Source organism: Paenibacillus sp. R14(2021) (assembly GCF_019431355.1).
Classification (GTDB): domain Bacteria; phylum Bacillota; class Bacilli; order Paenibacillales; family Paenibacillaceae; genus Paenibacillus_Z.
In genome coordinates, this window is the sequence record NZ_CP080269.1 from 3,293,020 (window position 1) to 3,319,483 (window position 26,464).

The window sequence follows — 26,464 nt, forward strand, 5'->3', positions numbered from 1 at the left end:
GAACCGCCGCCCTCTATGCCTTTGCGTTTCGTCATTTATTGCCGCCGGACTCTACTTCACGTCCCGGCGTCCTTGCACCTGCTCTTGTGCTTTCGCGGCAACCGCATCCAACGCTTCCTTAGCGGATTGCTTGCCAAGCCATACTTTATCGAGTGCCGGATTGATGGCATCCATGATTTTGTTGAAGTTCTTGACATACGCCGTCGGCGTCGCGTGACTGTGGTTCAGCAGCATGTCGATGACTGCGCCCTTGTAGCCGGAAGGACGGGACGGCAGGTTTTGTGTCCATTGGGCCAGCTTGTTGGCATCTGTGTACCAATCCTTATGGGAAGGCATCCAGAGGCCTGCCTTTATAACATCCACCGAAGCATCCGGATCGATCAGCGCCTTGAGCAATTCCCACGCTTCCTGCGGGTGCTTGGTCGACTTGAAGATGGAGAACATGCCGGCTACGACGGTCGTTACCGGCTCCTTTAACACCGGCATCGGGGCCACGTTGTAATTAAATTTGGACTGAGCAAGACTCGCGGCTGCCCATTGCCCGTCGAAAGCCATGGCGACTTTCTTCGTCTGCAGCGCGACATTCGTACCCGGAATGTTCTTTGATTGCAGCGGGGACGGAGCCACATGGTACACGTTGATCAGATCGGCCATCTTTTGGATCGCCTCGACCGCTTCCGGCTCGTTAAGTCCCAGCTTCTTGCCGTCTTCCGAGAGGAAATCCCCGCCGTTGGAGTAGATGAAGTTGCTGTAGACACCCCACCACGTCGGCAAGTTGATGCCGAATTGCTTGATGTTTTTCGGATCGAAGCCTTCCTCGGCAGCGTTGCGGCCTTTATTGTCGATCGTCAACTTCTTCGCGACGTCTACGAACTGGTCCCATTTCCACGCCCCAGCAGGATCTGCCGGCGGCGGCTCGATGCCCGCAGCCTTGAACACGTCTTCGTTATAGTACAGCACGAACGTTTCCGGCCCCGGTCCGATCCCGATCACGTTGCCGGGCTGCGAGGAGTACGTAATGTTCGGCACCAGCGCGTCAGGCGTGATTTCCGTGTCCTTGGACAGGTAGTCTTGCAAATTCACGAACTTGCCCTGCTCGGCCAGCGGATAAGCAATCGTAGCCGATTCCATCATGGCGACGTCCGGCTCGTCGTTGCCGGCAACCATCGTCGTCAGCTTCGTATCGTAATCGGCGCTGATCGCCTGAAATTCCACGTTAATATTCGGATGCTTCTTCTCGAACTTTTCGATGGCGAATTTATACGATGCAACCTCTTGCGGCGCGCCCCAGCCTGTTAACCGAAGCTGAATCTTCTCCCCGTTGCCCGCGTCGGCCGATCCGGCGTTCGTGTCCTGACCAGCATCGCTGCTGCCTGCAGCATTATTATTCGTATTGGCATTACCGCCGTCCGACTTCGTGCAGCCGGTCAAGATGGCGATACTCGACAGCATGACGACCAAGAGCACGGAAACAAATTTCCATTGATTTCTTACCATGAATAACGAGCCCCTCTCTGCTTTCATCGTTGTTCGCTCATAGCTGCAGTCTATGATGGTTTTATTGTAAGGGACAGACAGCGCTTTCAAAACCCGAACATTTCTAGAATGGTGGACTAATATTGGGTGTTGTGCGGCAAATGGATGATGACGCTGGTACCTTCGCCCGGCGCGGAATCGATCCGGATCCCGTAGACATCCCCGTAAGCCATCTGGATGCGTGAAATCGTATTTTTAATGCCGATCGAGGCCGATTCCTTGTAGAGAATGCCGTCAATGCCTTCCTTGCTGATCCCGCGTCCGTTGTCGCGAATTTCGAAATACCGGCTCCCGCTCTCCGTCCAGCCGCGAATCATGATGATGCCGCCCGCATCCAGCTGGCTGAACCCGTGCAGAATGGCGTTCTCGACGAACGGCTGGAAAAGCAGGCGCGGCAGCTTCTCTTCGTAAAGCGCAGGCTCGATGTCGTAGCTGACGCTGAATTTGCCTTCGAACCGGGCGGACATGATGAAGAAGTAGTTCCGCATCCACTCCAGCTCCTCCGACAGATGAACGGCCCCCCAATCCTTGCGGGACGTATAATGCAGCATATTGGACAAGCCGACGAGCATCTTGCTTAGTTCCTTCTGGTTGTTCTCGATCGCGGTCCAATTCATGATGTTGAGTGTGTTGTACAGGAAGTGAGGATTCATCTGCATGTTCAGCGCGTGAATCTCGGCTTCCTTCTCCTTTAGCTTTATCTCGTAATTCTCCTTGACCAGCATATGGATCCGGTCGTTCATCCGGTTGAACCGCTGCGACAGCAGGCCGAACTCGTCGTTGCGGTCCACGTCGACCCGCGTCTGAAAATCGCCCTCGCCGACGGATCGCATCGCTCCCATCAGCTTCTTCATCGGACCGGTCATCCGGCCGAGAATGAAGTACGCGAACAACAGCGCGACGCCGATCAGGATAAGCGCGATGACGATTGTCGACGTGCGGATGATTGGCACCAGGCTGCTGACGAGCGCCGACTCCGGCGTAATGACGATGGACAGCCAGCCCGTCACCTCCGAGCGGTCGAAGCAGACGATCATGTTCTGCCCGTTCATCTTGATTCGCTGCGTTCCGCTGCCCTGTACGCGGAAAGCAGCGATCCAGCTCTGCTTGTCGCGCTTCGTGATTTGGGATTTGCCGCTCGATGCGACCACGATATCGTTCGGATCGAGCACCATGTAGCTGGAGCCGGACGGGATGCTTTTCTCGAACAGCTCGTCCAGCACTGTGGACTTGTAGCTGATCGTCAGCACGGGGCGCTCGATCTCCGGCTTCAGCTTGACCAGCGTGCTGTCCTCGAGATGCGAGAAATTCAGCAGCCGCGTCGCCGAGAATAAATACCTGAAATCGATTGTCCCCGCCTCCAGCCAGGGTTGGTCGAACATCGTGATGAAATCGTACGTCGGATACCAGACCATTTTGCCCGCCGCCGCTTCGGCTTCCCGGTACAGCTGCGACTTCGTCGGGTCGCCTTGGGGCAGCGAACGCGAGGCGCCGAAGTTAAAGTACGAGGTCCACAGCTGCACGTTGTAGACGTCCTCGTTCTGAGAGAAGTACTTGCTTAGAATCGCGGTAATTTGGCGATCGGCTGCAACGAGCTCTTCCCCCTTGTCCGGATCAAGCTTGCTGAAAATATCGTATAAATCCTTGTCGACGAATAATGCCCGGCTGCTCTGGTCCGCCACGCCGAGCTTCGTATCGATCACCTCGTTGTTTTTCTGCACGACGGCATACACGTTCTTCTGGGCCTGCTCCGTGACGACGTTCAGGCTCGTCCGGTAAAACAAGGTGCTCAGCACCAAGAGAGGCAGGGCAATCAGAACGAGATAGCTGAGCAGCAGACGCGCGCGAAAGGTCATTCGGCATCCTCATTTCCGGCCTGTGCGTGAGCCATACGCTTATAAGCTTCCGGGGACAACCCCACCTGCTTCTTGAATATACGCGTAAAATATTTCGTATCCCGGTAGCCGCACTGCTCCGAGATTTCATAGATTTTGTGCTGCCCGCTCATAAGCAGCGCCTTGGCCCGGCGCATGCGCGCTTCCGCGATATGGTCGGAGAACGACCGGCCGGTCCGGCTCTTCATTAACGTGCTGAAATACGATGCGTTGAAGTGAAACTTCTCCGCCGCCATCTCTAAGGTCAGATCCTCCCGGTAATGCTCCTGAATCCAGCTTAGGCAGGTATGGATAATCATCTCGCTTCGATCCTGCTTGCTCTCGTTCAGCGACGTATGGATACAGCTCAGCGCATCCAGCAGCAGCTCCATAAGCTCGCCGCTGCCGCTGCATTCCGGAATTGCGGAAACAGCCGTATCCCCGATAACGCTTCCAATCCGGCGGTCCGTGATGTCCCGCGTCCGGCTCTTCACTTTCATCAGCGTCAGCGCCGCGTAATCCCTCATAAGCTTCGGATCCGCATGACCGCCGCAGGCAAGCTCCTCGAAGGCGCTCCGGCACATGCGTTCTGCGGCCGCCATCGTCGGTTCTTGAAGCGCTTCGAACAGCTGCTCCCCGTCCAGTCGAAATACGGGCTTCGCCCGGACAGTCAGTGCATCGTAATCGACAACGCCCTGCCACCCGTCGTGAAAAGCATAAGAGAGCGCAGTCTGCGCCCGCTTATGCATTGTCATGATATCGATTTCATATGGATCGGCCTCCTGCCTTCCTCCGATACCGTGCGTCAGTGCGCCTGCCGGCAGCAGCTGCTGCTTCCCGGCGATGAGCGCGCCGCGCAGCGCTTGGCGCAGCTGATCGAAGGGCTCTCCCAGCCGCAAAATCGTGACCAGCTGCGCGCGCTGGTTCCATGCGGTCTGCAGCGCAAACGTAGCGGCTTGTCCGAAGGCCGAGCCGAGCTGCTCCACTTGCCTCGCAATCGCGTGAAGCGTCTCCGGCTGCAGCTCGTCCTGATTTCCCGTGCGCCTGTCGATCTCCGTCAGCAGGATAGCATTCGCCGTTCGCGCGAGCTCCCACTCCTCCAGCTCCGCCCGTTCTCTCGGCGTTAGATTGCCGCTTAGCCACAAGTGCAGCAGCCTGCTGCGGTAAGCGGAAGAAGCAAGCTCCACGCGCTGCTTCAGCATCTCCGACTCCTCGCGCTGCTTCGATTCTACCGCAATCTGCGCTTCCAGCCGCTGCAGCAGCGCTTCCACCTTGTCGGCATCCACCGGCTTCAGCAGATAATCATGCGCGCCGTGACGGAGCGCGATCTGCGCGTATTCGAACAGGTTGTACGCCGATACCATGACGACCTTTGTTTGAATGCCCTCCTCCTCCAGATGCTTCAAGAAGGCAAGCCCGTCCATATTCGGCATCTGAATGTCGCTCAGCACCACGTCGGGCAGCTCCGAGCGGACAACCGCAAGCGCCTCCTCTCCGTCCTTGGCAACCGAGACACGCGCCTCCGGCCGCATCGATCGGATCATACCCGCCATCCCTCTCAGATGTCTCGGCTCGTCGTCCACGATGAGAATGTTCATCCCGTTCTCCTTCCCGCGGAAACCGCCAGTAACTCGAACCAGCCGGCGCCCCTCCGATATTTTCTATACAGTACTACGTCTTCGAAGCGTTGAACAGAGTATATATTTGCAAGCAGCTGGGATTAACGGCATTAACGTATCCGCGTATAGGCAGTCTAATCATAATCCGGAGGCGATTTCGCAAGCGACCCTTCATGCGGTTAAACGTTATCCCCATTAAGTCTGCAGCCAAGCTCGACATCTGCGGCCAAATGTTGCATGCTGGTAATAAAACGCCGTCGGCCTTAGAAAGCTGCAGCATCATGCTATCCACGGCGACAGGAGGAGTCTTCCATATGGATCTTGATTTAAGAGGTAAAACCGTGCTCGTCACGGCAGCAAGCAAGGGGCTTGGTCGGGCATCCGCGCTGCGGCTGTCCGCGGAGGGAGCAAACGTCGTCATCTGCGGACGAAACGCGGAGACGATCGAAGCAGCCGCGTCCGGCATCGCGGCCGAGACCGGCGGGGACGTATTCGCCGTGCAGGCGGATCTCTCGTCACCGGCGGACATCGAAGCGCTAGTCGCGGCAAGCGCGAAGCGGTTTGGCGCGATCGACGGACTCGTCTGCAACGCCGGAGGCCCTCCTGCGGGCACGTTCGCCGCGATTACGGACGAGCAGTGGGAAACCGCGTTTCAATTGAGCGTCATGAGCGTCGTCCGGCTGATCCGGCATGCGCTGCCGCATTTCCCGGCCGAAGGCGGCCGCATCGTGTACGTCTCCTCCACGTCGATTAAGCAGCAAATTCCCGGCCTCGTGCTCAGCAACTCGCTGCGTCTTGGCGTGCAGGGGCTGATCAAGACGCTTGCCGACGAGCTGGCGCCGCGGAACATCTTGATCAATGCGGCGGCTCCCGGCCGCTTCGCGACGGATCGCGTTCGCTCGCTCGACGAATCACGCGCCGCAGCAGCCGGCGTGCCGTACGAGGAGCAGCGCGGAAAATCCGCAGGCGAAATCGGCGTCGGCCGCTACGGCGAACCGGCGGAATTCGCCCGGTACGTCGCGTTCCTGGCTTCGCCCGCGAACAGCTACATGACCGGCCAAGCGCTCATGGTCGACGGCGGGCTTGTGCGCGGACTGTAAGCGATAAGGCCTGCCCGCGCAGCAGCCAGGCTGACCGCAACCCCGTTATTCCCTATCGATCAAGACAATAACAATAGCCCTGAGCTGTCTGTATGAGACGGCTCAGGGCTATTTGCCATGCCTATCGATCTATTTATTCTTCCACAAGCCACAGCGCCAATCGGCACTCGCCCTCGTCCGCGTATACGGCATGCTCACGTTCGGCCTCCACGCGGAACAGCGTCAGCGGCTCCAGTCGAAATTCCTCCGGCGGATGGCTGTCGCCGCGGGCAGGGTAGAGCACGAACTTCGGCTTCCCTTCCAAGCATTGCAGCAGCAGCAGCCGGCTGGCATGATGCTTCTCCAAGCTTTCGCCCGGCTGCAGGTGCAGCGCCACGACTTTGAGTTTGTTTTCCGTCAGGACCGGCTTGATTTTGTCCGGATGCGTTAAAGCAAATCGATGATCCATGATTCCTAACCTCCGTCAATTACGATTGCGTTGCCTAACCTTCTCCATTATAAGCCCTGCCCGGGCGCTCGAATGTGATTTCCGGTCACGCCCCCATTGCATTCTAGAGCACGTTTATCTTACTGGAAGCCGCTTACTTACTACTATATTGCTAATAAACATTCCTGAATTGACCGCGCAGGACGTGATAAGTGGAAACTATAATCTCACCAATGCGCTTGCAGTTTGTTGCCGGACGGATCATAGAAGCAAAAGTAGAAGTGACCCGCTTCTTCTTCCATCGAATCTGCACGAGCTCCCTGTTCGATAAGATATTCCCGAAACTCATGAATATCCGGGCACGTAAACCCGACCGAAAACGCTGGTGCTCCCTCAACGTAAAAATGTCCTCTTGAATCTGCATCTGCCTTGACGATCACCAGAAGCGCCCCATCCCCAACTTCAAAGACGGCTCGCTCGTCTGTTTTTGTACGCAGCGCAAGGCCAAGAATATCTACGTACCAACGAACGGATACGTCAAGATCGGTCACCGGAATTCGGAAGTAATGAATCTGATCGAGAAAGGACTTCGCTTCGTTCATTTTTATTCTCCTTTTAACTTGAATTTTGAACGCATTAATCTGTCACAGGTTTTAACTCCAGTAATTCAGAATGATCCCTCCATGTGACGAGCATCTTCGCCGTTGAATGCTGTAGCGGCACAGTTATTGCTGTAATAAACGGATAAATCCCCTTTTCGGGTATTCGGGAAGATCTGTTTTGTTATGCCGCCATAATAGTTTGCTTTATCCGTAAACCCGCTAAGAAGCATGAGGCGTACAACGACGGTCATATTTATTAACCACCTCAAGATTCCATTTCTATTTAACATATATTTACCAAAGGTTTTCTTGATTCCTCACAGCTTAATACGCTGCGCATCATCTTCATTCAATGCGTATATCCTGATAAGGATTTATCCGTATCGATTAAAAGCTTTGTAAGTAAAATGATTTGACCGGTATGATAACCATAATGCTCGCTTACCTGGTGTAATATAGTTTGGATATCCCTTGTATATCCAGCCTCTTCAGCTTCATTCGGACTTCTATCCTTCATCGTATTCCAATCATCTATTGAATAATGGATTCTTACAGGTTGGCTCAGTTCATCTTCGGTTAAGCGATTGAGGATCCCTGATGATTCGTTTCTCGTTCGAGTTAACAATGCTTTTAGTTCATCTCTTGTATAGGTACGGTCGGAAGTGAATTCACTTGTCCTTTGTCTAATGTTTGGCATTCTTCCGATCCCGCTTATAACATGCTGATATTCATTTCCAGCCAAATGGATACACAAGTTTCCCACTGCGTTCATAGCAGGCTTGAATTTGCACCAGATTTGTTCTTCCGATAACAAATCCAAGCAGGAAAGAATTCGATCTAGTTCCGTATTCATGGTACTCATGATTTCTTCTACGTATTTCACTTGTAACAACCCTCTCCCGGATAATTGATATCTATATTTTAACATATTTGTTTGCGGATAACTGCCCCTTCAGCACAACACACAACGCATATCACGTCCACGGTTCTCTTCCTGGATAAAAAATTCCTTAATTCGCTATTAAAAATTTAGGTAAATTTTGTATTAATCGACAACAAACGCCATCCCTCGCCGCTTCCTTACGCTAAACTAGATTTGGCTTCGTTAAATCGGAGGAGGAATCGTTGTTGAAGAACACATACGACGTAATTATGATTGGGAGCGGCCATAACGCGCTGATCGCGGCTGCTTATTTGACGCGAGCGGGAAGAAGCGTCCTTATCCTGGAGAAGAATGACCGCCCGGGGGGATTTCTACGCACGGAAGAGCTGACGCTGCCCGGCTTCAAGCATGATGTCTACGCGGCAGCCCATCCCCTGTTCCTGACCGGCCCTGCTTATGCGGACTTCAAGGATGCGCTCGAGGCGCGCGGCCTGCGTTACGTGAACACGGATCTGCCGACAGGCGTTTCGATGGAGAACGGAGAGACAGCCGTTTTATCGCGCTCAAGCGAGGACTTGGCCATTGAAGCGGAGCGGCTGGCCCCCGGCGATGGCGCAGCGCTCGGACGGATGTTCGAAGCATTCGCGCCTTATGCGGGGAATGTATTCAAGTTATTTAATCTCGACTTGTCCGGTCAGCCAGCTTCCCGCATTATTCGGGAGCTGTTGCATAACGAGCAATCCAGAGGAAATGGCTATTCGCCGTTCGCCGCTTCCCTGTTTTCCACCGCCCGCAATGCGGTAAGCGATTTCCGGTCTCCTGTCATGCGCGCCATGCTCGCATCATGGGTTACGCATCTGGGCCGCACGCCGGACGAAATCGGCAGCGGCATCTGGGTGCCGCTCACGGCAATGGCGCTTATGGGCGGCGGGATGCCGATCCCGGAGGGCGGCAGCGAGATGCTTGCGAAGGCACTAAGTCAATTAGTCCAGGATCAGGGCGGCACGATCGTAACAGGTACGGGAGCTGAGCGGATCCTCGTCAAGAACGGCAAGGCTGTTGCCGTGCGCACGGCGGAAGGGGAAGAATACCACGCGAAGCATGCTGTCGTCGCCTCTACAGGCCCGGATCAGCTGTATTTGTCGCTCTTAGCGGACGAACAGGTCAGCCCCGTCCTGCGCGCGCAGGCAGAGCGATTCCGCTATGGAAGAGGCTGCATTCAGATCCATCTCGCACTGAGCGAAGCGCCGAAGTGGCCGGATCCGCGGTTTGCCAACGTCGGCCAGCCCCATCTGACCGATGGGCTCGATGGCTTTACCCAAGCAATCGCGCAGGGGATGGCCGATCTTCTGCCGGCCAAGCCGACCTTTACGGTCGATTGCTCCACCAATCTCGATCCGAGCCGAGCACCGGCAGGCAAAGCCATCATGCGCCTCCAAGTTCTTGAGGTGCCTTGCCGTCCCCGCGGCGATGCAGCCGGTCAGATCGACGTCGGCGACGGCACGTGGACGCAAGAGCTGACCGAACGATTCGCGGAGCGCGTCATTGGCATCGTGGGCAAGCATATTCCAAACGTTCCGGGCGCGATCATCGGCAAGTATGTCGTTACGCCGGACACGATTGCCCGCTTCAACCCGAATTCCGGTCCCGGCGATCCCTACGGCGGATCGCACGACTTCGCGCAGAGCTACTTGTTCCGACCGCTGCCTGCTCAACCGGGCCACCGGACGGAAATCCCGAACCTGTACATGCTGGGTGCTGCCACTTGGCCGGGCCACGGCATCAACGGCGGCTCGGGCTACATCGTGGCGCAGCAGCTGCTATCGCATCACCCGTAATCTAAGAATCCCCGCGCAAAAAAGTCCCTTCCGGAATCGGGAGGGACTTTGCTGTCAAGCAGTACCGTATGGTCAGGCCGCTTCTGTATCATCCGGGGCATTCACCATTACCGCTGCCACATTGCGCAGCCGATCGAAGAGGAATTCCCGCTCCTCGCCGGTTAGACCGACCGTATTCATCGCCCGCTCCATGCAGGACAGCCACGCTGCGGCGAGCCTTGGATGAATGATGAAGTCCATATGAAGCTTTCTCATTCGTGAAGCCATACGACTCCGTATACAGCGGCAGCCCGCCGAGCAGCTGGTCAGAAACTTCTTTTGTTTACCTTTGATCTCCTCAATTTCCCCATAAATAAGGGCGAGAGCTCGGGGTCCGCGTAGACAAACGGGCAGAAAAACGCCTGACTGGCCATGTGCCGCTTTACTTATAAGGCTTCTTCGACGTTACGATCGAGCCTGTCGGACAGCCCGACTCCGCATCATCCAAATCATCCTCCAGCTCCTTCGACACTTCAATAATGCCCTCATTACCGTCCCCTGGCAGGATATTCTCCGCCAAGCCTTCATCGTCATAGCCGAATATGTCCGGTGCAGCCGCGCCGCACGCCCCGCATGCTATGCAGGTTTCTTTATCAACCTTTGTATAAAAACCCATCGCGTCCACGTTCCTTTCCTGGATGGAGATTGCCTGGGTCCGCGTCATGGTTTGACACGGCTTCAGGCTCAAAATCAGGTTGTCATGGCCAAGCATCGATGCTTATCCGCAGTTGTCTAGACAGCCTCAGGATAAGATATTCAAGTCCTGCACAAAAAAAAACGATTCTCTTGAAGTTTGGCGCTTCTTCATTGCTCCTTCCAACGCCGAAGCGCCTCCAGATCGAGCAGCTCCTTCGCAGCGTCCGACATCTGCTCCGGCGTCCATCTCGGCTCCCAAGGCAAATTAGCCTAAGGACAACACCAAAAGCCGGCTACTGCTGTGAACAGAAGCCGGCTTTGGTATTGCACAGCGACAGCGCTAGACGAGCGCCGCCTCGATCTCGATTTCCTTCTTCATCGCATAGCGGAACTCGTACGTGCCCGAACCCGCCGTCAGGATGACGCCATTCTCGGATTCCGCCGCGGCGGTAATGCCGTCTGCAGCAACGGCCGCGATTCCGCCCTCCCTCACTTCGGCAAGCGTCGTGCCGTCCAGAATAACCTCCGCCGTCGTGTTCGCCGGAATGGTCATGCGTACGACGGTTTGCTCCTCGTCTACCGACCATGCCGACTCGATTCGGCCGTACGGCGATTGAAGCGCGGCGCTCGCATGCGTCAGCGCGCCATCCGCAAACCGCGGATGAATGCGGATTTTCCGATAAGCGGGCTCCGTCTCATCCATATCCAGCCCTGCCACGCAGCGGTACATCCATTCACCGATCGCGCCGTAAGCATAATGGTTATACGAGTTCATGTCGTCGCTCCAGAACGACCCGTCCGGCTTGATGCCGTCCCAATGTTCCCAGATTGTCGTCGCACCCTTCGACACCGGATAGAGCCATGACGGGTATTTCTCCTGCATGAGCAGCTTCACGGCGGTCTCGTGGAAGCCGTTGTTCGACAGCGCGAAACACAGATACGGCGTGCCGACGAAGCCCGTCGTTAGATGATACTCGTTGCTAACGACAAGCTCGTTCAGGTCCCGGGCGATGCGTTTCTTGACCTCTCCTTCGACCAGCTCGAACGTCAGCGCCAGCACATGCGCCGTCTGCGTCGGCGCGGCCAGCCGGCCGTTCGGCGTCACGAACTCCTTCTGGAATTCGGCCTTGATTCGGCCGTACAGCTCGCCGTATTCGCGAACCTCCTCGGCGCGGCCAAGCACGACCGCGGTTTCCCTGACCAGCCGCGTAGAATATGCGTAGAATGCCGTCGCGATCAGATCGCGAGGCGTTGCCCCAACGTAGCTGTTCTCCTTGGCATCCAGGCCGAGCCAGTCGCCGAAGTGGAAGCCGGTATTCCAAAGATACTCGTTATCGCCCTGCTTGCGAATGTAGCCGATCCACGCGCGCATGCTGTCGAATTGTTCCTCAAGTACGCGGACATCCCCGTAGCAGAGGTACATCGTCCATGGGCAAATGACGGCGGCGTCGCCCCAAGCGGACGAAGCCGTAATTTCCCCTTCCTTCGTCTGCGCGCCCGAAGCATTGACTGCATTCAGCGCGTCCGGCACGACGAACGGCACGCTGCCTTCTGCGCTCTGATCCGCCTTGAGGTCGCGAAGCCACTTCGCGAAGAACGAGGCGACATCATAGTTGAACGCCGCCGTACGGACGAACACCTGCGCGTCGCCGGTCCAGCCGAGACGCTCGTCGCGCTGCGGGCAGTCCGTCGGCACATCGAGGAAATTGCCCCGCTGTCCCCATACGATATTGCGCTGCAGCTGATTCACCGCCTCGCTGGAGCAATCGAACTCGCCTGTCGGCGTCATATCCGTATGCATGACCTCGCCTTGGATGCGGTCAGTAAGCTCTGCCTCCTGCCCGGCCGGATAGCCCTCGACCTTCAAATACCGGAAGCCCATGAACGTGAAGGTTGGCGCGTACGTCTCGCCGTCAACGCCCTTTGCCGTATAGACAATTTCCTGCTTCGCGGTACGCAGGTTGCCCGTATAGAAATTTCCTTCCTTATCCAGCACTTCCGCGTGGGTCAGCCGAATCTCGGTTCCCGCCGGGACGTTCAGCGTCAACCGGATCCTACCCACCATGTTCTGCCCCATGTCGAGCACGGTCTCGCCGCGCGGCGTGATCATCAGCTCCCGCGGACGAATCGTCTCCGTAACCCGTACCGGTTGATGCTCCTGCGCGACGAGCTGCGAGATCGGCAGCGCGAGGCGCTGCGTCCCGCTCCAAGCCGAATCGTCGAACTGCGCGGTGCTCCATCCGCTTTGCTCGAGACGGGCGTCATACGCTTCGCCGTCGTAAATATCCGATTTGCGGATCGGCGCCTCCGAGACTTTCCACGTCGTGTCGCTCACGACGGTCTCTTCCGTGCCGTCGGCATAGCGAATATGCAGCTGAAGCAGCAGCGCACGGCGTTCCCCATACAGCTGGTGGCCGGTTGACCAGCCCAGCCGGCCTTTATACCAGCCGTTGCCGAGCAGTGCGCCGATGGCATTGTCCCCGTCCGCCAGCATGTCCGTTACGTCGTACGATTGATAGGCATGCCGCTTCCGATAGCTGGTCCACCCCGGAGCAAGCAGCTCGTCACCGACTCTAACTCCGTTGACGTACAGCTCGTAGACGCCGGCTGCCGTTGCGTATATGCGGGCCGAGACGATGCCTGGCTTGACGCCGAACCGTTTGCCCAGCATGAATACCGGCTCCGCCTGCGGATCAATGGCGGCCTCGTCCGGCGTGATCCACTCCGCTTGCCATTCTTCGGGCGCTAGCAGCGCCGTCTCCCACCAGGCCGGATCGCTCCACGCCGACTCCAAGCCGTTCTGATCCCAAGCTTTCACGCGTACGTAATACCTTGTCCGCGAAGACAAGGGCGGTCCGCCATAGACCACCTGAATCGATTGCGAAGCGTTTACTTTGCCGCTGTCCCACAGTGGAGACTCGAAGCCGCCTTCCTCTTCCGTGACCTGCAGCTGGTAAGCCGACTGCACCGTTCCTCTGCGGCCAGCCCGCAGTTCCCACCCGAACCGAGGCACCTGAACATCCGTCCCCAGCAGACCTTTGCGATACTCGCAAGTAAGCGATTTCACTTCAAAAACCATCCGTGCTCACGCTCCATTCGTTCATCGTAATTGCGGTTTGCTTGCGCCATCCTTGTCTTCAGTATAAGATGGAATTCATCGCAATATCTTGGGTGAATCAGACTTTTATGCATGGCGATTCAGCCATTACGAAATGGAGATGCACAGATGACGATCCATCGCCCCATTGCGCTTATGCACGGCATCGATTTCTTCGACGCTGCGCTGCCGATCTACGTGAATCGGGCGGTCGAGGACTATCAGCTGACGGAGCACCGGCATGATTTTCTGGAGATCAGCTACGTAAGCGAAGGAGCAGGCACGCATCACATCGGCGCAGGCGCGTTTCCGGTCGCGCCAGGCGATATCTTCCTGATTCCCGTCGGCGTGTCGCATGTGTTCCGTCCGTTGACGGCTGCGCCGAAGCAGCCGCTCATCGTCTACAACTGCGTCATCGCGCCGGAAGCCGTGCATCGGCTGCTAGGCAGCGTACCGGGCGGCAGCGAGCTGGCGCTGCTTCTGGATGCTGCCGATTACCGGCGTTATGCTGATCCCTACGGCGAATTTCAGCGAATGTTCCAACGGCTCCATTACGAATTCCTCGCGAGCGATCCCGGACGAGAAGCGGCGCTGTATCAAGGCGTGCTCGGCCTGCTCATCTATTTGTTCCGATTGGACCGCAAGCGGTCCGCTGCATCCGCGGCGGCGAGGCCGGCTATGCCGGTCGGATTGGAAACGGTCATCGATACGATCCACAGCCGGTTCGATCAGGAGCTGTCCGCGCCTGCGATGGCCGCCATCGCAGGCATCGGCGAACGGCAGTTCCACCGCTTGTTCGCGAAGCAGACCGGCATGTCATTCAAGGCATACCACCAGCATGTCCGCATGCTCGAAGCCTGCCGCCTGCTGCGCACGACCAACCGCAAAATCAGCGACATCGCCTCCGCCGTCGGCTATCAGGACCTTCCCTTCTTTAATGGCCTGTTCCGACGAAAGAACGGCGTCTCGCCGAGGGCGTACCGTGCTTCGAGCTCAGCGCACTAAGCCCAGCTCTCCTTATGAGCAGCTAAGCGGCATCGCTCCATAACGAGTTTACAACGAAGAACCGCCGCTCCCTGCAAAGGAGCGGCGGTTCTTCGTGCCTGTCATGCACGCGGCGCGCGCCGAAGTATCTGTATTCATACGACCTCTCCGCGGCGGCGAAGCAGCATATAGAGAACCAAGCAGCAGCCCGAGCATAACAAGGCAAGCAGGGCGATAAACTCGTAACCGGCCTGAAGGCCAAGAATCTGCCCCTTCGCGCTGCCTCTGCCTTCGAACTGCCCCCGAACGAAATCGATCACATAACCGATAAGAAGATTGCCGATGACGCTTGCGATGCCCATGAGCGTAACGGTGAACGTAATCGCCGTATCCGTTCCCTTGGGGTAGCGTTTCGTAATCATCGCCATGATCGTGGGATAGATTGGGGCAATGCCGGCGCCTGCCACGGCGAACAAGATCGCGCCATTCTCGCCGATCAAAACGGCGGCCAAGCTGCACAATCCGGAGAACGCGGCGAAAATCATAACCGACAACGTGTAGCCGATCCGGTCCGTGACCGGCCCCAGAAACAACCGCGCAAGCGTGAAGAACAAGAAGAAGGCGGACAGCATGCCGGAAGCGTCACCCATGCTCCAGCCGTAAGCCTTCTCCAGAAAGTTGACCAGCCAGCTGCCGACAGCCAGCTCCGATACGACGCCGAACGACAGGATGGCGACGATCAGCCAAGCTATAGGATCGCGCAGCAGCTCGCGGTAGGAGACATGCTCGGCGGCTTCGTGCCGCTCTTCGGGAAACTTACCTCGCAGCGAAGGAAGAATGGGCAGCACGGCAAGCGACAGCATGATTAGATACATGCCGCGCCAGCCAAGTTCGCCGCCGCCCGATAGGTGCCAGCCCATCATCGAGGCGGCGATCAGCGGCGCAACGATGGAGCTTAGTCCATAGAAGAAATGCGCCAGATTCATCATCGTGCCGGTATTCTTCGTGAATATCCGGGCGGCCATAATCGCAAGCCCGATCTCCAGCATGCCATTGCCGATGTACATGAGAAAATACGATGCGGACAGAAACAGATAGCTCTTCGCCGCATAAATAAGCACGCCAGCGAGCGTCATCGAAGCGAACGCGGCGATGCCCGTCCATTTGATCCCGATCCGCTTAGACAGCGCGGAAGTAAAGGAGCAGGCCACCAGATAACCGAGCGAATTCAGCGCGAGCAGCACGCCCAGCTGCCCTTCGTCCAGACTGAAGTCGGCCTGCATGCGAGGAATCGCGGGCCCTTTAATATTTTCCGAGAAGCCGAAGATCAGAAAGCCGCCGAACACGACGAGCAGCAAGAGCAGATGATTGAGCGTTAAGGTTCTTTTCTGCAATGGATTATTCCTCATTCATAGAATTATGCCCGCGAAGTTGACGGAGCACCTCTTCATCTTCCGATCAACCGCTTTGTTTGTCAACATGAACCGCAGAAGGACAGCAAGCCAAAAACCAGGAGGCCGCTCTGGCCATCCTGGTTTCTACTGATCCTGCTTTCTATGCTTTAACCCTGTATAAGATGTAGACCGTTAATTATAGTTCGCTGCGATCTTCTCCAGATATTCCTCGATCGGCATCGAATTCCGCATGGCCATGAGGCCTTTCGCGGAATCGCCCACCAGCGTTCTGAACTGCGTGCTCTCCCCGGTGGCCAGCGCTTTAATGGCGTTAACAATCGTCTGCGGATCATCGACCAAGCTCTCGTCGTCCTTGGCTGATTCCATGAGGGATTTCAATTTGGCTATGATTCCGTCGTAAGCCTTAATTTCTTCGCTTGTATTCCAGACGATGCTGTCGATGAAGTTGTTGCCTTTGGATCCCCCTTGTTCGATCAGATGCAGACCGATATTGAACGGCTTCAGTTCGTAATAGAGGCCCTCGGTCAAGCCTTCCAGCGCGAATTTGGACATATTATAGAGTGAACCGAGCGGTACGGCGGAAGTGACGCCCATATAGGAACTGATATTGATGAACTTCCCGCCATTGTTCTCCCGGTAATGCGGCAGGAAGGCACGAATAACGTTAATAGGACCGCGGACATTCACGGCAAACTGCCAATCGATCGTGTCTTCCTTCGCCAGCTCCAAAGCGCCGTACGAGCCCATGCCCGCATTGTTGACCACGACGTCGATTCGGCCGAAAGCCGCAATCGCCTGCTCTACCGCCGATTTCACCTGAGCGACATCGGTCACGTCGAGCTTGAACAGCTTAATATTATCGTACTGCGTCAGCTCTGTTTCTTTCTCCGGCGTCCGCATCGTCGCTGCAACGTTCCAACCCAGCTTAGCAAAAGCAATTGCGGTTAATTTGCCAAGTCCTGAGCTCGTGCCTGTAATAAAAATAGTTTTCTTCATGGTTGTAAACTCCTTTGTGCGTGCATGTATTGTTATTTATAACATTCCCGTTAGACCGAATATTCATTCTATAAATAGGCGAAAAAAGGGTCCTGGGCGACCAGGACTTAATTTCATCTCGCCAGAACGGAATTCCAACAGGCTTGGATGACTTGGCGCGTGGTTTCCGCGTTCAGTCCGAAATTGCTCTGAATATTTCCTTTGACGCTGTAGACAATAGAGCCGTAATGCATCTGAACCATCAGCTTAGGGTCCATCTTCACGAATAGCTGCTGATCGATCGCCTCTTGATACAGGTCATCCACAGGACCGCACCATCCGCTGATGTACGCTTCGTTCTTGGACTCCTCCGAAATATAGGGCGAGAACGAATACTGTTCGATGAATTGAAAGCCTTCCGGGTACTTCCGGCTGATGAAGAGAACCTGCTCCCAGGCCCGAAAGAATCGTTCTTGAATCGTGCCCGGCTGCTTCACGCCTGGGATTACCAGATCGCCGTTATGGGCAACGATCGCCTTATACAGCTCGTTGATGATCTCTTCCTTGCTCTTGAAATAGTGATAAATGTTGCCCGTCGACACGCCGGATTCTTTGGCGATCAGCGCCATGGATGTCGCCTGAAGCTCCTTCTGGATAATGATGCGCAGGGTCGTCTCCAAGACGGCACGCTGCACTTTATTATACTTGTCGAACACTTGGATACACCTCGATTGAAACGATATTCGATCAATAATCGCCGCGCGCTGCGAGCAGATCGAATGATCGTTCTAATCATAGCGCTTGTATCTCCCCATGTCAACATCATCTCGCCATGAACGAAATGAACAACAAAATTGAGCCGTGCAGAAAAGTCGACCTCGCGCGCCTCTGGTATTCTTAGTTCATCGCCAAGCGCGATACCATCACATAACCAGGAGGATGAACATTCATGAACAACATAAGCAAAGTTTGGATGATTACCGGTGCTGCAAGAGGGTTTGGACTTGAAATCGCGCAGGCCGTACTAGAAACCGGAGACAAGGTCATCGCGACGGTTCGAAGCAAGCCCGAGGAGCTTGCCGCCCGCTTGAACAACAACCCGAACCTGCTCGTCACCGTGCTCGATATCACGGATGAAGAAGCAGCTAAGCAGACTGCAGCCCGTTCCGTCGCGGCGTTCGGCTCCATCGACGTGCTGGTAAATAATGCCGGCTACGGCCTGCTGAGCGCGGTCGAGGAAGCAACCGGAGATGAGGTTCGCCGAAATTTCGAAACGAACGTATTCGGCACGCTCAATATGGTCCGTGCCGTTCTGCCTCACATGCGGGAACGCCGCTCCGGGCATATTATTAACATCTCGTCGGTTGGCGGCTTAGGGGCGTATGCCGGCTGGGGCGTATACGGCTCCACCAAATTCGCGGTAGAAGGCCTTACGGAGGCGCTCGCGCTAGAACTGGCTCCGCTCGGCATTCATGCCACGGTTGTCGCTCCGGGCTTCTTCCGCACCGACTTCCTGGATACCTCTTCCTTAACCCGGACCAGCAACGTGATCGATGATTACGCCGATACGGTCGGCGCGATGCGCAGCTTTGCCACCGAAGCGAACAAGAAACAGCCTGGCGATCCGAAGAAGCTTGCGCAGGCGTTCATCAAGCTGGCAAACGCGGAGAAGCCTCCCGTACATCTGCCGCTTGGCAACGATACGCTCGCTCGTTATGCACAGAAAACAGCCGACTTCCAGCAGGATATCGCGAACTGGCAGGAGGTTATTACCGGCACGGATCATGACGACGTGAAGTAATTGCCGCTGCCTTCAGCTTCATAACCGAATGAAAAAAACACCGTGTCACACGGTGTTTTTTTGGTGTTAATTCTTGCCCATCGCCGCCATGGCAGCTTTCAAATCCGGAAACATGCCCGCCGCTGACGCTGCATACAAAGCGGCGCCGAACGCGGCTTCTTCCTGCGCTCCCGACAGAAACAGCGGCATATTCAGACGATCCTGCAGCCGCTGCTGCATGACCGGATTTTTGCGGATACCGTTACCCGAGCCGGCGGCCTGCTGAATCTGGTTAAGCAGCCTGCCCGGCAGTAGATGGAGATAACCCATCAGCTCGTCGACGATACCGCCGAGAACGCCAGCGGCGAAATGCCCCGGCGTGAAATTATCCGGCCGGAGTCCAGCGATATGGCCCAGCACAAGGGGATCGTGGCGCGTACCGTAGAATTGCGTGCCGAACCGGAGCAGCTCTGCGCCGTCTTCCAGCGCTTTGCCTGCCATCTCGTTCATCCGATCGTAGATATCGTCGTCATCGATGCAGATGCCGAACGAACGGCAGGTCTCCTTGAAGAACCGCTCCAGCAGCGCATAGGATTTACCCCCGCTGAGCGGCGCGCCTACGAGAAGGAAGCCGCCGCCTGGGAAAGGCCGCGTCTCTAGCCCCGCAATCTCCTCGTAACCCTCGGTATAGATCGAAATCTGCGAGCCGGTTCCGATATTAACCAGCAGCATATGCTCCAGCTGCGGGACGGAGCCGATGAAGCTCGCCTGGTTGTCGCCGATCGCGCAAGCTACCTTCTTGCCGTCCGGCGTTACGCCCGCCGCAGCGTAACCCTCGCAAATCCGCGGCAGCATCGCCGCGTCCATACCCGCCCGCTTCACCGCTTTCGTTTCGAAGGCCAGCGCCTGCGTCGCAAACATCCCGAAGCCCGCTGCGTTGGACGGATCCATGACCGGAACTGCCGAGCCGGTCAGCTTCATGACGACGTAATCGCCAATCGTGCATAGGTGCGCAGCATCGGGGGGCACTTCGCCGTTTAGCGTGTTGTAATAATGCGTCACCAGTCCGTATCCGCTGCTCAGCGAATGGCCCTCCAGTTTGCCGAGATGAAGCGAGTATGTATCCTCGCCGGTCTTCATCGGCAGATCGCCCCGACCGTCCTGCCACGTATAGAGCGGGCTGACGCTGCGGCCTTCCCGGTTCACGTAAAGCATGCCGTGCATTTGGCAGGATACGCCGATGGCGGTAACGTCCGGCCAGTGGCGCGAGCATTCCGCGATTAATTCCTCGACGATTGCAAAGATCCGTTCCGGATCCTGTATATGCTCCCAGCTCCGGTCCGTTTCAAGCGCGGCGTCATTCTTTCTCGTGACGACTGCAAGCGTCTCGCCGGTTTCCGCCGAAGCAACGACGACGCTGATCGACGTCGTGCCGATATCGATTCCCGCAACTAGCATTGGTAAAATCCCTCATTTCGCAATATGAAATCAAATAATTAGCATAATCTTCGGGTCCACTACTGTTATTTTTCTCTGTCACAACTGTAATTATAATCGCAGGTGAAAAAACAAACAGGACCCTGAGCCAGGGTCCCCATGATTTTTGTGTGAATTATGACGTTAAAGCTTCCATCTTCACCCGCGGCGAGCTCAAGATCTGCATCCATTTCTTGATCGACGCGACCATGATGACAAGACCTAGAATCAGCATCGTAATGGACAGAACCGCGTTCAGCACATTGTAGCCAGGCGACGCCGAATTGAGGTAGACGTTCTTTACCATCCAATACCCGGCATAGTTGACCGTCACGAACAGGTACGCAAGCGGGATCAGGCAAGTGAGCATGTAACGCCGTTTGCTTGCGATATTCAAGACCACGGTTGCGCCGATCATGAGGCCGATCGTCGCCATGAGCTGGTTGGAAACCCCGAACAACGCCCAGACTGAACCAATGTCGCCCGAGGAGAGCAAGTAGCCCCATAGCAGACAAGCCAGCGCGCTGGCAAAAATCGTGCCCGGCAGCCAGTCGACCCGCTTAAGCGGTTTGTACAGCTCACCGACGAAATCCTGAATCAGGTAACGGGATACCCGCGTTCCGGCATCGATCGCCGTCAAGATGAAGACCGCTTCGAACATGATGACAAACTGGAAGAAATACGGCGCCATTTGATGAAACCACGGGATTTTCGTGAAAATGTACGTCATCCCGACGGCCAGCGTAACCGCTCCGCCCGTTCTTCCTTCCAAGCCGAGTCCGACTTCTTGGCTTAGCTGCGGCAGATGAACGACATGCATGCCCAAGGTTTGAAACACTTCCGGTTTGGCGTTGATCGCAAAGTAGTCGGCAGGCTGCAGCGACACGGCTGCGATAAGCGCCATAATGCCCACGACGCACTCAACCAGCATGGCGCCGAAGCCGACCGCTTTGATGTCGGTCCAACGGTTGATCATTTTAGGCGTCGTACCGGAACCGATAAAGGCGTGGAAGCCGGAAATGGCACCGCAGGCGATCGTGATGGAGATAAACGGCCAAACAGGTCCTGCTATGATCGGTCCGCCGCCTCCGATGAAGTCCGTGAAGGCAGGGAATTGCACGCTTGGATTAATGATGAAGACGCCGATAATTAACGCGATAAACACGCCGATTTTCATAAAGCTGCTTAAATAATCCCGAGGCGCGAGCAGGAACCAGACCGGCAGCGCGGCTGCGAAAAACGCGTATACCGGCAGGATAAGCGCCAACGTCTTGGCATCGATCGTCAGCCAATCGCCGATGACCGTACCTTGGATGGAGGGCCCGATGACGATGGCGACCATGATCAGCGCGAAGCCTACCGTCGATGTCCATCTCAAATTACCGGTTTTCTTGTAAACAAGACCGACGCCCATGGCGATCGGAATCGTGCTGGCAACGGCGAACGTTCCCCAAGGGTTGTTCTCCAAGGCATGAAGCACGACCATGGACAGGCCCGCCATCGTAATCGTGATAATGAACAGCATGGCAAGTCCCGTACAGATGCCGGCGACCGGCCCAAGCTCATCCTTCGCCACTTCGGACAGCGATTTCCCGTTCTTGCGCATCGATGCGAACAAGACGACGGCATCATGAACCGCTCCCCCGATCACCGCTCCGATCAGCAGCCACAGCAGTCCCGGCAGATAGCCGAATTGCGCCGCCAGAATCGGACCGACGAGCGGGCCCGCCGCAGCTATCGCCGCAAAGTGGTGGCCGAACGTTACCCATTTATTGGTTGGGACATAGTCTTTGCCATCTTCCAGCAGATGCGCGGGCGTCGGCGTGTCGTCGCTGAGCCGAAGTACTTTTTTCGTAAAAAACGTGCCGTACAGCCGGTAAGCGATCATCAATATACAGATAGATCCAATTACGATTGTAATCGCATTCATTCTTTTGGCCTCCCTTGTTCTCACAAGATGTCCTTCTGGTACGATCATACTAAATGAAAAGCGAAACGATCGATTTTCAGGACAAAACGCAAGGTTCTAGGGACGAGAGGCAAAAATTCATCTTCGAATTGCAATCGCTTTCAAATCAGCAGATGCCGCCATTCATGCTATTTCAGTTAGAAGCCGATCCTATGCTTCAGCTCCTTGATGAATGTCCGGCTGACGGGTACAGCCGATCCGTCTTTCATGATCAGATTGTAGGTGGAATGGAACCAGGGCTGGATTTCGACGATGGCGTCTTGATTGACGAGATACGCACGATGGACGCGAACAATTGATGTCCCTAGCAGCTTCTGCTCAAAGGCAACAAGCGGCTCAAGCACGGTATATTTACGGTTATCGCCCACAGCAATTTCGGTCTTCCCCTCCGCCGAGCTGATGTACAGAATGCTGCTTAGGCTGACCAGCAAGATGCGGTCTTCTACGGATATGGCCAATTTATCGATCCGCCCAGAGGAGTGAGCATGATGAAGGGCGGCGGATACAGGCTTGTTATCCTGCCGTTCCCGATGGCTGATGATTTTTTCGACTGTCTTCTTAATCCGCGCTTCGTCGAACGGTTTCAGAATATAGTCGGCGGCATTCAGCTCAAATGCCTTCAAGGCATACTCGTCGTAGGCCGTAGCAAACACGATGTCTGTCCGAAGCTCAAGCTTCTGCAGTACCGCCGCAAGCTCCATGCCGCTGTCCTCCGACAACTGGATATCCAAGAAGACAACATCGGGCGCCAATTGCTTAATTTGCTCCAGCGCCTGCTTCACGTTCCCGGCTTCGCCGATGACCTCCACCCGTTTGCTGCGGCGCAGGATGTACGTCAATTCCTCTCTTGCCAGCGGCTCGTCGTCTACGATAAAAGCCTTTAACATATCCGTAGGTCAGTCCCCCTGACTGCTGTATTTGATAGGCACCCTCAGCGTCACTTCCGTTCCGGCCTCGCTCCGGATGAGAAATGCGGCTTCGCCGTTATAAATTTCCGCGATTCGCCGCTGAATATTATGCAAGGCCGTACCGGTTCCCTGCTCCGATTTGACCGTTCGATTGCCAAGCGATGCGAGCAGGTCGGCCGGAATGCCTTTTCCGTCGTCCTTGGTGATCAAGACCAGCTTGTCGTCCTCTCTGTACGCCCGAATGGAGATATGCCCGGTTCTGGTTTCTTCGAATGCCGAGAAGGCATGGCGTATGGCGTTCTCCACCAGAGGCTGAATGGTGAAAGGCGGAATCAGCACCTGCTCGAGTGAAGGATCAATGACTGTATCCACGGTGAATTTTTCGGGGAAACGAGCCTTTTCCAATACCAAATACGCCTCCACATGCTCCAGTTCCTTGTGCAGCGGGATCAGCATCTGGCGCGCTCCCTGAAGGTTGCTGCGAAAAAACACGCTCAGCTGCAGCAGCAGCTGCCTTGCCTTCTCCGGGTCTGTCCGGCAGAGCACGGAAATCGTATTAATGGCATTAAACAGGAAATGCGGATGCACCTGCGCCTGCAGCGCTTTGATTTCGGCATCCTTCAGCAGCTTGCTCTGCAGCTCCGCGTCCGCCCATTCCAGCTGGGTGGAGATCAGTCTGCTCAGCCCTTCCGCAAGCTCTTGTTCCACCTGGTCCATTCGGCTCCGATCGGTAAAATACAGCTTCAACGTTCCCGCCGTCTTGTTATGCACGCTCAGCGGAAGCACGATGGCCGCTCGCAAAGGGCAGTGCTTCTCTTCACATTGAATCTCTTCCGGGGCATTCGCCGTCAGTATCTCTCCATGCTCCAATACCTTCTTCGTCAATAGCGTGGATATCGCTTGCAGCGGTATATGGTGATCGGATCCCGCACCGGCATGCGCAAGGACGCGATGCTGATCCGTAATCGATATGGCATCCGCGTTCGTCCATTTCAGTATGATCGCCGCCGCATCCTGGCACGCCTTCGGATTTAATCCTTTTCTGAAATAAGGAAGCGTCAAGTCGGCAATATAAAGCGCTTTGTGCGTTTGCAGCGCCCGTGTGCGTTCCACGTCCTGCTGAATCGTTTGGATGATGAGCAGAAACAGAAGGGTACCGAACCCGTTAATCGTGATCATCGGCACGCTGATAACGGTCACGAGTTTAAGCGCGTCTTCGAAGGGCTTGGCGATCAGGAGGATAAGCCCCATCTGGATGCACTCCATCACGATGCCGACTGGGACGGCCCGCCACAAAGAGATTCTTCCGTTCAAGCGAAGATACGGGCTGATCAGCCCCGTCACGATGCCGGCCAGCAGCGTCGAGATGCCGCAGGCAACTGCCGTATACCCGCCCAGCGTCAACCGATGGAAGCCGGCAATCGCCCCGACGCCCAAGCCGACGATCGGACCGCCAAGAAACCCGCCGAGCGCCACGCCCAAAATCCGAGTATTGGCAATTGCGCTGTGCTCGTGCACGTCCGTCTGCCAGCCGTACACGGAAATAAGCCCCTGCTCGACTTCGATCCCGGTATAGTTGCTAATAATGCCGAATGCTCCGAATATGGCAATCAATAGCCATTTCTCTTTGCCGTCCTTCTCCTGATGGATCATATGGCGGAAGGCTTTCATGCGGGACAGCAAAAAGACGGCAATCAACAGAAGGCCGACCCGCTCCAGCATTAAAGGCAGCAACTTAAACATCTATCCACCTCTTGCGCTCATCATTCACCGCTCTCTCTTCATTCTCTCATCTTGTCCCAACCCGGCGTGAATATGCAGCGTGCAAACCAGGGGCGCTAGTCATTTATTCGTTGTGAAGAGAATTCTTCTCGCTCGATGCCCGTTTGACGATTTGGTTCAGCACTTCGGAGGCGACCAGGCCGACCGCGATTGCGCCGGATATGAGGAACGCCTCGGCAGCCGTTCCTAGCGCAGCCGGATACTGCTTCTGCACGAACTGCCGCATCGCCTCGTAAGCCAAGCCGCCCGGCACGAGCGGGATAATGCCTGAGATGCTGTATACGATAATCGGCTTTCGGTGCACCTTGGCGAATAGATGGCCGGTAATGGTCACCGCGAACGACGCGGACAGCGTTGCCGTCACGGGATCCATGCTCCAGCTGCACACGAGGTACGTCATCCAGCCCAGCATCCCAATGAAGCCGCAATGAATAATGGCTTCGCGCGGCGCGTAGAACAGGATGCCGAACGCCATGGAAGCGATGAAGCTCGTTATTATATGTGCTGCAATCATTCGTACATGCCTCCCTTAACTCAGCCAGCTTAATACGGCTACGATGCCGGCTCCAATGGCAAAGGCGGTGAGGAACGCCTCCGAGCCTTTGGATAACCCCGAAACCAGATGCCCCGCCATCAGGTCCCGAACGGCGTTTGTAATCAATAAGCCCGGCACCAGCGGCATGACCGAGCCGATCAAGATTTTATCGAACTGATGGCCGAAGCCGCTGCTTACGAGCACGATCGAGAGCAGACCTGCCAGCAGCGAGGCAATGAATTCTGTGAAGAACTTAATATGAATATACCGCTGCACGATCACAATCGAGAAGTAGCCCCCGCCGCCCGCAATCGCCGCAGGCAGGAAGTCGCTCCAAATACCGCCGTACATAATCATGAAGCATCCGCTCGCTATGGCAGCTGCCGAAGTGCTGAACCACAGCGGATAGTGCTTGCGCGACGCTTCGATTTCTTTGAGCAGCCGAAACGCCTCGCTTACGGTGATCTCCCCGCCGCTGATCCTTCTGGAAATGCTGTTGATCTCAGTGACTTTATCCAGGCGGATCGTACGATTCGATATGCGCGCCAGTTGCGCCGATTCCGCCCCTTCGATGGAGAATAGAATCGCGGTAGGCGTCACATAGCTGTTCGCGCCGCTGTATCCATAGGCTTGCGAGATGCGCATCATCGTATCCTCTACCCTGTAGGTTTCGGCGCCGTTACTCAGCATCAGCTTGCCGGCTAACAAACAAATTTCCGCGATTTCCTTCGTGTCGTTCACGTTAACGTCCATCTATCTCCTCTGTCCTCCTCCGGGCGCAATCGAAGTCCGCAGTCTTATTAGTTTGCCCAATGATCACTAGAGAGTTTCCTTTCAAGCTCCTGTTTCGAATGGAAGCTTCTAATTAAACCATAATAACCAGCCCGCGTGCAAAAAGAATCTGTCCCTCCTCCGCGCAAGCCTCTTACAGCAGAAGTACTCATGCAAAAGAACCGTCCGGGCAGCCCGCCAGACGGTCTTCCTGGCGG

General features: G+C 55.8%; 23 protein-coding genes. 4 read left to right on the forward strand and 19 right to left on the reverse strand.

The window, feature by feature from the left end:
* Positions 1–51: 51 nt before the first annotated feature.
* The 3 genes from KXU80_RS15320 to KXU80_RS15330 all read right to left on the reverse strand — a co-directional run bounded on the left by KXU80_RS15320 (position 52) and on the right by KXU80_RS15330 (position 5,008).
* A complete protein-coding gene (locus tag KXU80_RS15320) occupies positions 52–1,497 on the reverse strand; it encodes an ABC transporter substrate-binding protein (RefSeq protein ID WP_219834132.1) in 1,446 nt (481 codons plus the stop codon).
* A 116-nt stretch (positions 1,498–1,613) separates the two neighbouring features.
* Positions 1,614–3,392, reverse strand: a complete 1,779-nt coding sequence (locus tag KXU80_RS15325; protein WP_219834133.1) for a sensor histidine kinase — start codon at positions 3,390–3,392, stop codon at positions 1,614–1,616.
* Positions 3,389–5,008 (reverse strand): response regulator, encoded by a 1,620-nt coding sequence (locus tag KXU80_RS15330; RefSeq protein ID WP_219834134.1) that lies wholly within the window; start codon positions 5,006–5,008, stop codon positions 3,389–3,391. Before KXU80_RS15330 ends, KXU80_RS15325 begins: the two co-directional genes overlap by 4 nt.
* A gap of 335 nt (positions 5,009–5,343) precedes the next feature.
* On the opposite strand from KXU80_RS15330, the gene KXU80_RS15335 reads away from it, so the two are divergent.
* A complete protein-coding gene (locus KXU80_RS15335) occupies positions 5,344–6,129 on the forward strand; it encodes an SDR family oxidoreductase (RefSeq protein ID WP_219834135.1) in 786 nt (261 codons plus the stop codon).
* A gap of 133 nt (positions 6,130–6,262) precedes the next feature.
* Here KXU80_RS15335 and KXU80_RS15340 read toward each other — a convergent pair whose 3' ends face one another.
* The 4 genes from KXU80_RS15340 to KXU80_RS15355 all read right to left on the reverse strand — a co-directional run bounded on the left by KXU80_RS15340 (position 6,263) and on the right by KXU80_RS15355 (position 8,041).
* The gene (locus KXU80_RS15340) at positions 6,263–6,577 is read right to left on the reverse strand and encodes a cupin domain-containing protein (RefSeq protein ID WP_219834136.1); all 315 of its coding nucleotides are present in this window, start codon (positions 6,575–6,577) and stop codon (positions 6,263–6,265) included.
* A gap of 206 nt (positions 6,578–6,783) precedes the next feature.
* Positions 6,784–7,158, reverse strand: a complete 375-nt coding sequence (locus KXU80_RS15345) for a VOC family protein (RefSeq protein WP_219834137.1) — start codon at positions 7,156–7,158, stop codon at positions 6,784–6,786.
* A 65-nt stretch (positions 7,159–7,223) separates the two neighbouring features.
* Positions 7,224–7,409, reverse strand: coding sequence for a hypothetical protein (locus tag KXU80_RS15350; RefSeq protein ID WP_219834138.1), 186 nt, complete (start codon positions 7,407–7,409; stop codon positions 7,224–7,226).
* Positions 7,410–7,507: 98 nt separating this feature from the next.
* The gene (locus KXU80_RS15355; protein WP_219834139.1) at positions 7,508–8,041 is read right to left on the reverse strand and encodes a DinB family protein; all 534 of its coding nucleotides are present in this window, start codon (positions 8,039–8,041) and stop codon (positions 7,508–7,510) included.
* Between the two features lie 242 nt (positions 8,042–8,283).
* On the opposite strand from KXU80_RS15355, the gene KXU80_RS15360 reads away from it, so the two are divergent.
* Positions 8,284–9,879, forward strand: coding sequence for a phytoene desaturase family protein (locus KXU80_RS15360; RefSeq protein ID WP_219834140.1), 1,596 nt, complete (start codon positions 8,284–8,286; stop codon positions 9,877–9,879).
* Between the two features lie 72 nt (positions 9,880–9,951).
* Here KXU80_RS15360 and KXU80_RS15365 read toward each other — a convergent pair whose 3' ends face one another.
* The 3 genes from KXU80_RS15365 to KXU80_RS15375 form a co-directional block, all read right to left on the reverse strand.
* The gene (locus KXU80_RS15365; RefSeq protein WP_219839063.1) at positions 9,952–10,308 is read right to left on the reverse strand and encodes a globin domain-containing protein; all 357 of its coding nucleotides are present in this window, start codon (positions 10,306–10,308) and stop codon (positions 9,952–9,954) included.
* Positions 10,301–10,534 carry a ferredoxin gene (locus KXU80_RS15370; protein WP_219834141.1) on the reverse strand — a complete coding sequence of 78 codons (234 nt, stop codon included), beginning with the start codon at positions 10,532–10,534 and terminating at the stop codon, positions 10,301–10,303. The genes KXU80_RS15365 and KXU80_RS15370 overlap by 8 nt, the downstream gene beginning before the upstream one ends.
* 360 nt (positions 10,535–10,894) lie before the next feature.
* Positions 10,895–13,633, reverse strand: coding sequence for an alpha-L-rhamnosidase (locus KXU80_RS15375; protein WP_219834142.1), 2,739 nt, complete (start codon positions 13,631–13,633; stop codon positions 10,895–10,897).
* 147 nt (positions 13,634–13,780) lie between these two features.
* Here KXU80_RS15375 and KXU80_RS15380 point away from each other — a divergent pair, with 147 nt between their 5' ends.
* The gene (locus tag KXU80_RS15380; RefSeq protein WP_219834143.1) at positions 13,781–14,656 is read left to right on the forward strand and encodes an AraC family transcriptional regulator; all 876 of its coding nucleotides are present in this window, start codon (positions 13,781–13,783) and stop codon (positions 14,654–14,656) included.
* Positions 14,657–14,790: 134 nt separating this feature from the next.
* On the opposite strand, the gene KXU80_RS15385 is transcribed toward KXU80_RS15380, so the two are convergent.
* The 3 genes from KXU80_RS15385 to KXU80_RS15395 all read right to left on the reverse strand — a co-directional run bounded on the left by KXU80_RS15385 (position 14,791) and on the right by KXU80_RS15395 (position 17,741).
* A complete protein-coding gene (locus tag KXU80_RS15385; protein WP_219834144.1) occupies positions 14,791–16,044 on the reverse strand; it encodes an MFS transporter in 1,254 nt (417 codons plus the stop codon).
* A gap of 177 nt (positions 16,045–16,221) precedes the next feature.
* Positions 16,222–17,046, reverse strand: coding sequence for an SDR family oxidoreductase (locus KXU80_RS15390; RefSeq protein ID WP_219834145.1), 825 nt, complete (start codon positions 17,044–17,046; stop codon positions 16,222–16,224).
* 113 nt (positions 17,047–17,159) lie between these two features.
* Positions 17,160–17,741: a TetR/AcrR family transcriptional regulator gene (locus KXU80_RS15395; RefSeq protein ID WP_219834146.1), complete on the reverse strand. Its 582-nt coding sequence runs from the start codon at positions 17,739–17,741 to the stop codon at positions 17,160–17,162.
* 233 nt (positions 17,742–17,974) lie between these two features.
* Here KXU80_RS15395 and KXU80_RS15400 point away from each other — a divergent pair, with 233 nt between their 5' ends.
* Positions 17,975–18,826: an oxidoreductase gene (locus KXU80_RS15400; RefSeq protein WP_219834147.1), complete on the forward strand. Its 852-nt coding sequence runs from the start codon at positions 17,975–17,977 to the stop codon at positions 18,824–18,826.
* A gap of 66 nt (positions 18,827–18,892) precedes the next feature.
* Here KXU80_RS15400 and KXU80_RS15405 read toward each other — a convergent pair whose 3' ends face one another.
* The 6 genes from KXU80_RS15405 to KXU80_RS15430 all read right to left on the reverse strand — a co-directional run bounded on the left by KXU80_RS15405 (position 18,893) and on the right by KXU80_RS15430 (position 26,228).
* A complete protein-coding gene (locus KXU80_RS15405; RefSeq protein ID WP_219834148.1) occupies positions 18,893–20,263 on the reverse strand; it encodes a sedoheptulokinase in 1,371 nt (456 codons plus the stop codon).
* 154 nt (positions 20,264–20,417) lie between these two features.
* Positions 20,418–22,211, reverse strand: a complete 1,794-nt coding sequence (gene cstA, locus KXU80_RS15410; protein ID WP_219834149.1) for a carbon starvation protein CstA — start codon at positions 22,209–22,211, stop codon at positions 20,418–20,420.
* 176 nt (positions 22,212–22,387) lie between these two features.
* Positions 22,388–23,137, reverse strand: coding sequence for a LytR/AlgR family response regulator transcription factor (locus KXU80_RS15415; RefSeq protein ID WP_219834150.1), 750 nt, complete (start codon positions 23,135–23,137; stop codon positions 22,388–22,390).
* Between the two features lie 9 nt (positions 23,138–23,146).
* Positions 23,147–24,901, reverse strand: a complete 1,755-nt coding sequence (locus KXU80_RS15420) for a sensor histidine kinase (protein ID WP_219834151.1) — start codon at positions 24,899–24,901, stop codon at positions 23,147–23,149.
* Positions 24,902–25,004: 103 nt separating this feature from the next.
* The gene (locus KXU80_RS15425) at positions 25,005–25,454 is read right to left on the reverse strand and encodes a threonine/serine exporter family protein (protein ID WP_219834152.1); all 450 of its coding nucleotides are present in this window, start codon (positions 25,452–25,454) and stop codon (positions 25,005–25,007) included.
* 15 nt (positions 25,455–25,469) lie between these two features.
* Entirely contained in the window at positions 25,470–26,228 is a 759-nt protein-coding gene (locus KXU80_RS15430) for a threonine/serine exporter family protein (RefSeq protein ID WP_219834153.1), read from the reverse strand.
* Positions 26,229–26,464 lie beyond the last annotated feature (236 nt).